10 protein-coding genes are annotated in these 10,831 nt (G+C 35.5%); 6 read left to right on the forward strand and 4 right to left on the reverse strand.

What is annotated here, in order from left to right:
• Positions 1–68 precede the first annotated feature (68 nt).
• Entirely contained in the window at positions 69–2,336 is a 2,268-nt protein-coding gene (gene porW, locus QOX03_RS01330; protein WP_283671195.1) for a type IX secretion system periplasmic lipoprotein PorW/SprE, read from the reverse strand.
• A 112-nt stretch (positions 2,337–2,448) separates the two neighbouring features.
• On the opposite strand from porW, the gene QOX03_RS01335 reads away from it, so the two are divergent.
• The 4 genes from QOX03_RS01335 to radC all read left to right on the forward strand — a co-directional run bounded on the left by QOX03_RS01335 (position 2,449) and on the right by radC (position 6,275).
• A complete protein-coding gene (locus tag QOX03_RS01335) occupies positions 2,449–3,315 on the forward strand; it encodes a M23 family metallopeptidase (RefSeq protein ID WP_283671196.1) in 867 nt (288 codons plus the stop codon).
• 10 nt (positions 3,316–3,325) lie between these two features.
• Complete coding sequence (locus QOX03_RS01340) at positions 3,326–4,816, forward strand: GH3 auxin-responsive promoter family protein (protein ID WP_283671197.1); 1,491 nt, start codon at positions 3,326–3,328, stop codon at positions 4,814–4,816.
• Positions 4,817–4,820: 4 nt separating this feature from the next.
• Positions 4,821–5,495, forward strand: a complete 675-nt coding sequence (gene pnuC / locus QOX03_RS01345; RefSeq protein ID WP_434800608.1) for a nicotinamide riboside transporter PnuC — start codon at positions 4,821–4,823, stop codon at positions 5,493–5,495.
• Between the two features lie 75 nt (positions 5,496–5,570).
• Complete coding sequence (radC, locus tag QOX03_RS01350) at positions 5,571–6,275, forward strand: RadC family protein (RefSeq protein WP_119057054.1); 705 nt, start codon at positions 5,571–5,573, stop codon at positions 6,273–6,275.
• Positions 6,276–6,288: 13 nt separating this feature from the next.
• Here the strand turns inward: radC and QOX03_RS01355 are convergent, their stop codons facing one another.
• The gene (locus QOX03_RS01355) at positions 6,289–7,548 is read right to left on the reverse strand and encodes an oligosaccharide flippase family protein (RefSeq protein ID WP_283671198.1); all 1,260 of its coding nucleotides are present in this window, start codon (positions 7,546–7,548) and stop codon (positions 6,289–6,291) included.
• A 211-nt stretch (positions 7,549–7,759) separates the two neighbouring features.
• Here QOX03_RS01355 and QOX03_RS01360 point away from each other — a divergent pair, with 211 nt between their 5' ends.
• Together QOX03_RS01360 and QOX03_RS01365 are read left to right on the forward strand one after the other, a co-directional pair.
• Positions 7,760–8,191: a hypothetical protein gene (locus QOX03_RS01360; protein WP_283671199.1), complete on the forward strand. Its 432-nt coding sequence runs from the start codon at positions 7,760–7,762 to the stop codon at positions 8,189–8,191.
• A 66-nt stretch (positions 8,192–8,257) separates the two neighbouring features.
• Positions 8,258–8,737, forward strand: a complete 480-nt coding sequence (locus QOX03_RS01365) for a DUF6702 family protein (RefSeq protein WP_283671200.1) — start codon at positions 8,258–8,260, stop codon at positions 8,735–8,737.
• 180 nt (positions 8,738–8,917) lie between these two features.
• Here the strand turns inward: QOX03_RS01365 and QOX03_RS01370 are convergent, their stop codons facing one another.
• Both QOX03_RS01370 and QOX03_RS01375 read right to left on the reverse strand, forming a co-directional pair.
• On the reverse strand, positions 8,918–9,475 hold the full coding sequence (locus QOX03_RS01370; RefSeq protein ID WP_119058705.1) for a choice-of-anchor J domain-containing protein: 558 nt from the start codon (positions 9,473–9,475) through the stop codon (positions 8,918–8,920).
• Positions 9,453–10,826, reverse strand: a complete 1,374-nt coding sequence (locus tag QOX03_RS01375) for a DUF5689 domain-containing protein (protein WP_283671201.1) — start codon at positions 10,824–10,826, stop codon at positions 9,453–9,455. Before QOX03_RS01375 ends, QOX03_RS01370 begins: the two co-directional genes overlap by 23 nt.
• Positions 10,827–10,831 lie beyond the last annotated feature (5 nt).

The raw sequence follows: 10,831 nt of genomic DNA on the forward strand, positions 1-10,831 counted from the left end.
TTAAATCACAAAACGAAAGACTTCCTGTGCCATAAAGTTTTCATTCTGTATCCTTGTTTTCAGTGCTTTTATTGCCCTATTATTGCATTTGGATTTTTTTTGAATTTAGCATTAAAATCATTGATTAATTGCCTTGCATGCTGAGCCTCAGGAGATTGCGTATATTGAGTTGAAATGCGTTCTAGTGCTTTCAAATAATCTTCTGCACCATGAGTTTTAATCAACGAAAAGGCTTCGATGAATTCAATTTTGATGAAAATAGGTTCTTCTGCAAAATCGGTTTGGGCTTTTTGGTAAAGCTCATGTACACCTTCAAAGTTTTGTTGTGCATACAAATCATAAATCTGATTGTAGATTTGCATCGCCGCTGTGCTATTACTGTTTTTTAGACTTTTTTGCGGATGGAGTAAATATTGACTAAAAATCGATTTTGGAAACTCACTGATGAGTTGATTTTTATACTGCTGAGCCAAAGTTTCATCTTTGGTATTGATGCGGTAGAGTTGATACAAGGTTTCTTCTTTCACCTCTTGGCGTGCAGGTGGGCTGTTGAGCAAATCTTTCAGCGTCTGATTTGCCAGAGATTGATTTTTCAAAACCTCATAATATTCCACGCCCAAAAGCAGCGAAAGTGAGTCTCGTTCTACTTTTAGATTTTCCACCAATTTTGGGCTCGGGATTTTTTCTATATAATAAGAAACCTCATAGCGGCGGGGATTGGATGTATCGGCAACGCCAGTCAGCATTGCTTTCTCTTGTTCGATGCTCGATGCCGTAGCAGTGCTAAATCGCCAGTCGTCATTAAGCCCTCGGTTTCCCCAAAGATTGATAAACTTTTGCTCGCCAGCAGATTGAGTAGAAAGATTGTAGAAATAAAATTTACCTCTTTTTCTTTCCTCAAAACTAAAGTTAATATTTTGATTATCTGTATAGAAATTTTGATTAATTTCTTGCTCTTGATTTATTTTATTTTCATCTTGAATTTTTAAATTTTCAATAAAATTCTTGAAAAATTCTTCCTGTTTTTTGGGTTCCATTTTTGCAATTGCAATGATGCTATCATTTTTGCGAATTGTGTAATATTTGGATTTGATAGAATTGAGAGCTTTTTGATTTTCTTGCAGCTCAGTTTTTCGTGTGCTTTCTGGGTATTTTGCCACAGCACTGTCATAGTAAGCAGCGGCGTAGATGTAATCGGAATTTCTAAAGTAAATATCAGCCATTTCAGCAAAAGTTTCTCCTCTGAATCTTTCGTCTGAAATGTCTTCGAGCAAAGCTTTTTCAAAGTAGTTTTTTGCCAAGCTGAGAGAGTCGCGTTTTAATTCTAATTTACCCAATCCATAATAAAATTCGTTGTAATATTTTTTGTAAGTTCCTTTTTTCAGTAGTTGCTGTAAATCTTCTTTTAGGCTGAAATAATTTTGGTGCTCAGGCTGAAAATTTAAAGCCTTAAAAAGTTTTGCACGAGCTTCCATCTCAAATCCTGGCTTGAGTTTATAAGCTTTTGCAAAATAAGGAGCAGCATCTTTGTAGGCTTTGGTGTGCGTCAAGTATTGGGCTAAAATGAAATTCAAACGCGCTTGTTGCTTTTTATTTCTAGTTGCATCGATGGCCAATTTCATATTTTCGATGGCAGAAGATTCATCCCCAGCTAAAAATTGAGACTGAGCTAAGTGCTTAAAAACTTGAGCTTTAAGTTTTTTGTTTAAATCCTTTTGAGCTAATTCGGCTAATTTTTCTAAGGCTTCAGCATCATTTTGAGACTGCTGTAAAGCTAAAGCTTCGAAAAAAATAGCTTGATGATGATGCTTGTCAAAAGGCAGTTTTTGCACCTCTCTTAGCGCTTCCAGAGCTTGCATAGATTTTCCTTGGTAATACCTTGCTTGCCCCAGCATCAAGTAGGCACGAGCCATCAGTCGGTTTCTTTCTTTTCCACGAATTAGCATAGAGTGCTCAGCGATGGCTTTTAGTGCTTTTTCTTCTGCTTTTTCAAAGCCAGTTTTTGCATTTTTTTCTTCTTGCTTATTTTCACCAAGGTTAAAAACTTGAGAAAACATATTGATTCCCTTACCTGGTTGATAACTAATGACTTCAGAATCATTATTTTCTTTAAATTCTGAGAGAGGGTCAACGTTCAGTATTTCAAAGTAATTGTCCTGATGACTGGATTCCAGTTCTTTTAATTTTTGATTGATGGCTTCTTGGCCATTGAAAAGTGTATTGAACCACGCCGTGAGATTATGATAATAGCGGTTTTTGAGGCTGTCTTTTTTTGTAGAGCATCCTGCCAAAAAAAACAGTAAAAAAACGAATCCGATTGATTTTATTTTACTCATAAGCATTGCAAAATTACAATTTAAAAGCTTTATATTCATAAATAAAAAATATAGAAATTACTCAGATTATTTTTAAATCGGATTTAGATTCAGATATTTGCACACTATAGCAATGGAAAAAAGAAATCAAAAAAGATTAGACAAAAAAATGCTGAGTCATTACCAGCTTCAACTGCTGGATGATGAAGATAAGCGCTCGGTATTTCTCATTAAACTTACACCGCTCAATAGTTTGCTATTTTTCACTTTTTTTATGATTTTGATTACCACTTTGATTTTTTTGGGTTTAAAGTATTCGCCTTTGAAAGAGTATTTCATTTCCCCAACTATAGAAAACCAAGCTGCGTATAAAAATCAACTTCTGAAATTAAATGAAAGAATTCTGGAGCTTGAGAATAATTTAGAAGCCAATGAGCTTTATATAAAAAGTATACAAGCTGTAGTGAGTGGCAATATCAAAGCAGAAAAGGTAGACAGCCTCGTGGTCAATAAATTCCATCTAAATCCCGATTCAGAATTATTCAAACCGAGCGAAGAAGACTCGTTGTTCAGAATTCAGATAGAAAAAGAAGAAATGGAAGCGATGAAGGCATCTAAAAACACAGTGCCTGATGCGAAATATTTCACGCCTGTAAAAGGCTTTGTGACTGGGAAATTTGACTTGACCGAAAAACATTTGGCCGTAGACATTAGCGCTGGCGAAGGCGACGTTATAAAATCTATTGCAGATGGCGATGTGCTTTTCTCTAACTGGACGCCAGATGCTGGCTATACGCTCATCATACGGCATGCTAACGATATTATCTCAATGTATAAACATTGTGCTAAAGTCTATAAAAAACAGGGCGATATGGTAAAAAAGGGTGAAGCCATAGCACAGGTAGGAAATACAGGAGAATTGACTACTGGCCCTCATTTACATTTTGAGCTGTGGGTGCAGGGAAAAGCAGTAGACCCAGAGGAATACATTGATTTTTAAACTCAAAAAAATGCTTAAGAAATTTATTGCAAAAATTTTTGCACGATATATTGTTCTGCAAGAAAAAAAGTGGATGGCGCATCCTGTTGAAGCTCAAGAAAAAGTTTTTGCAGAAATCATAAGAAAAGCAAAAAACACGGAATTTGGTAAAAAACATTATTTTGGAAATATCAAAAATCATCAAGATTTTGTAAAAAATGTGCCAATTCAAGATTATGAAAATATAAAACCCTATATTGATAGAATAAGGCAAGGAGAGTTGAACGTTCTTTGGCCTGGGAAACCAAAATATTGGGCGAAAACTTCGGGTACAACTTCTGGAGAAAAATATATCCCGATTTCTAGAGAATCAATTCCATATCATATTGAGGCGGCGAGGAATGCACTACTTTTTTATATTCAAAATAAAGGGAATGCCAATTTTGTGAACGGGAAAATGATTTTTTTACAAGGAAACCCCGAGCTTAAAGAAGAAAGAGGAATACAAGCCGGCCGACTTAGTGGAATCTCAGCACATTACGTTCCTTCATATCTGCAAAAAAATAGATTACCCAGCTGGGAAACCAATACAATTGAAAACTGGGAAGAAAAAGTTGACCGAATTGTGGATGAAACACACCAAGCTAATATGACGCTAATCAGCGGAATTCCACCGTGGATGATTATGTATTTTGAAAGACTCAGAAAAAAATCAAATCAAACACTCACAGAAATGTTTCCGCAGTTGCAATTAATCGTGACGGGCGGGGTTAACTACGATCCGTATCGTCAAAAAATAGATGCTTTGCTGGGAGAGAAAATCGATGTAATACAAACTTACCCAGCATCTGAAGGCTTTATCGCTTATCAAGATCAGCTAGATTCCGAGGATTTGCTGCTTTTGCTAAGCAAGGATATTTTCTATGAATTTATTCCAGTAGAAGAATATTTTGATGAAAAACCGACGCGGATTGGCATTGCCGAGGTTGAAAAAGACGTCAATTATGCTTTGATTTTAACGACAAAGGCTGGGCTTTTTGCCTACTCCATTGGCGATACGATTCGTTTCACGAGTTTGGAGCCTTACCGAATTCGTGTAACGGGGAGAATCAAACATTTTACTTCTGCTTTTGGCGAGCACGTGATTGGGCAAGAAGTTGAAACAGCAATAGCAGAAGTGCTAAAGAAAATGCCTGCCGAGATTAAAGAATTTCACGTCGCTCCACAGGTGAATCCGTTGGTTGGTTTACCCTACCACGAGTGGTTGGTAGAATTTGAAAAAGAGCCAGAAGATTTAGAAAAATTTAGTTTGCTATTGGATGAAGAAATGCGTCGGCTAAACACTTACTATGATGATTTAATTCATGGTAAAATTTTAAAGCCTTTAAAAATTTCAATCGTTCAGGCAGGGGGATTCCACGCTTACTTGAAATCTATCGGGAAACTCGGCGGGCAATTCAAGCCACCGCGGTTAGCTAATGATAGAAATTTTGCCGACGGATTAAGTTTATATATTAAATAAACAGATGATGCAAGAAATTTTAAACTTTCTTATAGAACCCTATCAGTCTTACGAGCCTTGGAAAATAGCTTTAGAGGTTTTAGCAACAATCATGGGGATTTCTAGCGTATTTTTTTCGATGAAAAGAAATATTTGGGTATTCCCGACAGGCATTATTTCTACGTTGATTTACATTTATTTACTTTTCAATTGGGGTTTATATGGCGATATGCTGATAAATTTCTACTACACAATGATGAGTATTTACGGTTGGTTTGTATGGTCAAAAAACACGCAAGACCAAGTGCATGTAGAAGTTGAGTATATGACCAAAAAAGAATGGTTTTTTGCCGTTTTACTTTTTTTGACAAGTGCCGTTTTGGTATTAGCGATTTATTACTTCCGCCCTGTGCTGAGCCAAAATTTTGACTTGACCAAAATGAATGAAGTGGGATTCCACTACCAATGGACCGACTATGTAGATACTTGCACCACAGGGATTTTCTTGGTAGGAATGTGGGTGATGGCGAGGAGGAAAGTTGAAAATTGGTTTTTTTGGATTTTGGGAGATCTAATTTCGGTGCCCTTATACCTCTATAAAGGTTTAGCGGTGACCTCCATTCAGTACCTTGTTTTCATGATTTTAGCTATCGCAGGTTTTGTAATGTGGAAGAAGTCTATGAAAGAATATCTAGGCTGAAATCAGAAGGGGGTTGTAAATAAAAATTTTTTAAGGCTTAAAAAAAAATACTAAAAATCTATACATTCTGTCGAGATGAAGACATCGTATTCTGAAAAGACCACAAACATAAAATCTTGGGCAGAAGATGACCGACCAAGAGAAAAATTAATGCTAAAAGGTAAATCCAGTTTGTCTGACGCCGAACTTCTAGCCATCATTATGGGCAGCGGGAATCGGGAAGAGACAGCGGTAGATTTGGCCAAAAGAATTCTGAGCAAATCAGAGAATAATTGGCACGAATTAGCCCAGAAAAGCATCAAAGAGCTTTGTGAATTCAAAGGCGTGGGAGAGGCTAAAGCCATCAGCATCATTACTGCTTTAGAAATCGGTCGGCGACGAGCTTTGCAACAGGCGTTGGAGAAGCCCATCATTAGTTCTAGCCAAGCTGCGGCAGGCATTATGCAACCCATCATCGGAGATTTGCCAACCGAGGAATTTTGGGTTTTATACTTAAACCAGTCCAACAAAGTTTTAAAGTATCAGAAAATCAGTTCTGGAGGGATTTCGCAGACTTTGGTCGACCAGCGATTGGTGTTCAAATATGCACTGGAATTAAACGCAACGGCACTTATTTTATCGCACAACCACCCGAGTGGGAAGCTAAAACCTAGTGAAGCTGATTTGAATTTGACTCAAAATATCAAAAAAGCAGGGGAAATCATGAATGTACAAGTTTTAGATCATTTAATCATCACTCAAACAGCGTATTTGAGTTTGGTGGATGAAGGAATTTTTTAAGGCTTTAAAAAAATTAAATAGTTTCTTTTTTTAAATAGTAGAAAAAATAAATTAAACTCAATAATCCGCTTAAAATCAATGCTGAAGTCGTGGCCCAAGCGGCCCCGATAAGACCATACCTAGGGATGGCATATAAATTTAATCCAATGTCTGCTAAAATCGTAATGAAGCCAGTGATGGTATTAAAGCGTGTTTTGCCAAAGGCGCTAATCATATTGGTGAGCGGGATACGAAATAATATACTGATACTGGCTCCGAGCATCAGGATTATAAAAATGGAATAAGGTTCATAGTCTTTGCCAAAGAAGCTTAAAATCCAATCGCCGAGGAAATAAGCAATGAGCATTCCTGCTGTGCAAATGATAAGAAAAAGAATGAAAAATTGTTGATAATAATTTTTGAGGAAATTTCTGTTTTTGAAGTTTTTTGCGATTTGCGGGAAATCTGTCTTCATAAAAATAATGGGCAAAATCAAAATATTGATGGGAATGAGCCCAGCCACGTTATATTCTGCCACGGCGGTGTCGCTCATCAAAAGTCCAATCAAAATGCTGTCTACGATGAAGACCGTTTCTGTCAGCACATTAGAAAAACTTGCCCAAACTGAGTAAGCCCAAAATGACTTGAGCGAAATATTATCGGAAATCTTTTTTCTCCATTGAGGCCAACCAAATTTGATGGCATAAAGAATGAATACGAAAATGGGAACTAAAACCAGCGAAAGTATATAACCAATTGCATTGAAAAGCAACGTCAAAACCAATGCACCAGCGAGTAGCAGCAGACTATTGACTAAATCAAACTGAGCAAATCTTTTGTTTAAATCGTGAATGCGCATCTCAACTGATTGATAACTAAAGAGGAATAAACTGACCATTCGAAAACAGAGAATCACTAAAAAAAGGTAAGTGGTAGCATTGTCTTTAGCAAAAAACCAAACGATGGGGAGCAAAAGAACCGCCATCATTAGCGAGAGCCCTAGCCCTTGAGTAAAGACATAGTGTGAGATTTCTTTTTTTTCTTGTGCTGATTTTACGATAGAACCGTAGCGAAGCAAGCCAGATGGCGAGCCTAAACCTACAAAAGGTGTGAAAAAAGCAACGATGGAAACCGCATAAGTGATTTGCCCGTAAACGGCTTTTTCAAAATAAAAAAGAATGCCCAATTTAATAACGAAAAGAATCAGTTTATTAAAAAGCGTAGCGGCGAAAACCCAAGTTCCGCTATTGGCATTGAATTTTTGAAGAAATTCAAAGGTTTTTTTTACTTGCATTCAGAAATCAAAGCTATAAAAAATTAGAATTTTTTTAAGCCTTTAAAAATTTTTCTTGATAAAATGTGATTTTTGAAATTTGAGAATTCGGAAAATGGAGGGGGATTTTAAAAAAAAGATAGAGTCTCAAACTCAAAACATTGGTGGGGTTAATAAAATTTCTTTTTATTATTAATAACTTTTATCATATCTTGGCACAAAATTATAAATTATGAATCTTTACGTTGCTTTAAAACACTTTCACAGCTATTGGGCTTTTATCGTAGTATTACTTTCATTAATTTTATTAGCAGCAACGCTGTATTATTTTTTCACCAAAAAACCCATTCACATTGGTTTGCGAAAAGTAAGTTTCTACACCGTTTTGTCATTTCATATTCAGTTCGTTTTTGGATTAGCCTTATATGTGTTTTCGCCTGTAGTTCAGAGCTCTTGGGCAGATGGAATTGCGATGCAAACGGGGCCGAGACTCCTAGCGCTGGAACACCCAGTGATGATGTTTACTGCAGTGATTTTGATGACAATAGCCAATGCAAAACTGAAAAAGAATAGTTACATAACAGGTTCAATTTTAGCCTTTGTTTTGCTAGCTACATTGTGTTTTTATATGATTCCTTGGACTCAGTGGATGGCGAATTTCTAAATTTTAACAATTAAAAATCTGATTTGGAACGTTTATCGCTAGCAGAATTAGTTAAAAGTTTAAGATATGAAATTTTTAAAATACTTTTCATTTTTCCTTGTACTAATTTTGGGAATTTATTCGTTTACAAAGCTAAATGACTTTCATACCTCTACTACAAAAGTTGAATATAATGAAGGAAATACAGCTTTGACTTTCACCTCTAAGTTTGTGACAGAAGATTTAGAAAAAGCGGTAGGCGTGAAGGTGAGTAATGAATCAAGCTTTAATAGCGCTGTGGAAACGTATTTGAGAAATCACTTCCAAGTGAAGGTAAATGGCGTTTCGAAATCGTATAATTATTTAAAAGCACAAACCTCGCCCAAAGCAACACGTATTTATTTTGAAATTCCTAGCCCTGGGCAGATTACCAGTATTGAGATTTTGAATTCGATGCTGGTGAATGAATTCCCTGAGCAGCAGAACTTTATTACTTTTTCAATCAGAGATAAAAGAGATTCTTTTGTAACGAAAAAAGGTTCCGTTTCGGGGAAAATTAATCTTTGACTTCAGAAATTAAGCGAGAATGAAAAGCACCATCACATTGGGGGATTTTTTTAAATCTAAATTTTTTAAGCCTTATAAAAAATCTTGAATTTATCGAGAAGTTATTCTTCATCAAAAGAAAGATTAAAAAAAATCTAAGAGTAAAGTTTTGGAAGCAAGTGCTGTAATTGAAAAAAATGACTATTGACACCAAACATCAACTTCATTCAGTTGTATGGTGGTAGAAACCTCCTTGTTGCTGGTATACCGAAACTCAATTTTGTAGGGGATTTCCAATTTTGGTAGGTTAATCCATGAGGTGACATCATATCGGTTGTCGTATTTACCAGGATTATTGATAAAGCTAGTAAAGTGTTTCTCTGGAATTTTCTTCAATATATTCTTCTCATTATCAGTAATGTATACGGATAAAGGTTGCCCGTTACTATAGGCATCAGCTAAACTGAATTTTAATTTGCAAGCTTGCAGTGAATCAGAAATTTCTGGAGTATACAGGCTGCTCACAACATCTACTGCAGGTTTGTTCCTCCCACCAAAAGCGGAGATATTTACGTAATGAAAATCTCTATAGTTTTTAGCTTCCCAAGTGCGGTAAGGGTTGGTAGAAGAAACTTCCCATGCTTTAGGGATTCCATTTTTGAAATTCTCAGAAATAATGACCGTTTGGGCTGGTACAAATTTGATGAAAAAAAATAAAAGGCTTAGAAAAATTATCTTATTGGCAAGTTTCATTTTCATTATCTTTTATTTGGATGTCATCAATTTGATAAGTCGTTGTTATATTTTTAGGATCAGCGGAGTACATAAAAATAATAGCGCCGTTCCCACTCAGTTTATTTAAATTAAATTCGCCCGAATCTACAAAATCAGAGGGGTAGTTATTTTTGGAATTTTTTGAGATATTAAATTCAGAAGTTATATCATTTTCTAACTTTAAATTCTTTAAATCAGAGAAATCATTGACCCAATAAACGCTCAATGCATCCCCGTTGTAAAAACCATCTTTGGTTTTGAATGAGAATGCATCTGCTTTATCAAAATTTACAGGAATGATAAAATAAGTTTTAATGGGCTTTGTCGCTTTATAGGCAGAGATTTGGATGTATTTATTCTGATTAAATTCTACAATTTGCCATTTTCTTTTTTCACCAGCGTAGTAGTTGATATACTTTTCAAAGTTTTCATTTTTACTCTCAAAGGATTGAAAATCTTCACTCAGACAAGAAAAATAGGTGTTGATATTTTTATCATTTTTATTGTTAGGTTCAATGGATGAGTCAAAATTAATATCGTTGAGACTCACCAATGTTAGTTGATACTCGCTATCCGTCAGCCCATTATTGTTGCTATCATAGGCGCTCAAAACAGCTTTTAAATTACCGACTCCCTTGGGTAAAGTTTCTTTAGAAAATTTAGCGTATTTGCTTGTCCTCACAGCAATTTTTCTTCCTTCGCTGTCTATTAAATAGCGATTGGTCGTCGCAAAAGAGCTTTTAGCATCATGGAAGCTTGCTTCTCCGCCATTTTGAAAGTAAACATTGTTTAACTGAATGTATTGATTTAAATTTTCTTTTTTTACTAAAGCCTTTATATTTTCAAAACTTTTCGCTTGGATTGGTTGAATTTTATCACAAGTTTTATCCACATGATTGTATAAAACGTTAGCTTCAATTTGCCCAGGATTTTTCTTTTGGTATAAGCCATCGCCCAAAGTTGGTATGCCATTGCTTAAACCCAAAGTCAAACCTTTAGCATTGACTAGAACTTTGCTACCCAATGGGAAGTCATTAAACAAATTAGCTTTATTGATACTGATTTTCAAGCCTTTAGTTGGGTTTTCCCGTTGGTCTTGAATGATTAATTCTTTGTAAAAGTTCCCAGTTTCATCGCTAGAAACAACAAAACCTTCTATGACTAATTCTTCTTCAATGGTAATGGGATCTGTCGATATTTTTTTCAATAAATCATCGATTTGGGTATTAGTTGCCCAAAGTTCTTGACAATTTAAATTTGGAATATCGAATTTATCATCTTGAACACAAGCTGAGAAATAAAATGAGATGAGTGATAGTAATATGAATTTTTTCATAATTT

This window comes from Candidatus Ornithobacterium hominis (assembly GCF_951229915.1).
In the GTDB taxonomy this organism is placed as follows: Bacteria; Bacteroidota; Bacteroidia; order Flavobacteriales; family Weeksellaceae; genus Ornithobacterium; species Ornithobacterium hominis.

Coding starts and splice junctions, on each gene's coding strand:
- QOX03_RS01370 (WP_119058705.1), bottom strand. CDS start 9,475: ATGAAAATGAAACTTGCCAATAAGATAATTTTTCTAAGCCTTTTATTT.
- porW (WP_283671195.1), bottom strand. CDS start 2,336: ATGAGTAAAATAAAATCAATCGGATTCGTTTTTTTACTGTTTTTTTTG.
- QOX03_RS01335 (WP_283671196.1), top strand. CDS start 2,449: ATGGAAAAAAGAAATCAAAAAAGATTAGACAAAAAAATGCTGAGTCAT.
- QOX03_RS01355 (WP_283671198.1), bottom strand. CDS start 7,548: ATGCAAGTAAAAAAAACCTTTGAATTTCTTCAAAAATTCAATGCCAAT.
- pnuC (WP_434800608.1), top strand. CDS start 4,821: ATGATGCAAGAAATTTTAAACTTTCTTATAGAACCCTATCAGTCTTAC.
- QOX03_RS01375 (WP_283671201.1), bottom strand. CDS start 10,826: ATGAAAAAATTCATATTACTATCACTCATCTCATTTTATTTCTCAGCT.
- QOX03_RS01340 (WP_283671197.1), top strand. CDS start 3,326: ATGCTTAAGAAATTTATTGCAAAAATTTTTGCACGATATATTGTTCTG.
- radC (WP_119057054.1), top strand. CDS start 5,571: ATGAAGACATCGTATTCTGAAAAGACCACAAACATAAAATCTTGGGCA.
- QOX03_RS01360 (WP_283671199.1), top strand. CDS start 7,760: ATGAATCTTTACGTTGCTTTAAAACACTTTCACAGCTATTGGGCTTTT.
- QOX03_RS01365 (WP_283671200.1), top strand. CDS start 8,258: ATGAAATTTTTAAAATACTTTTCATTTTTCCTTGTACTAATTTTGGGA.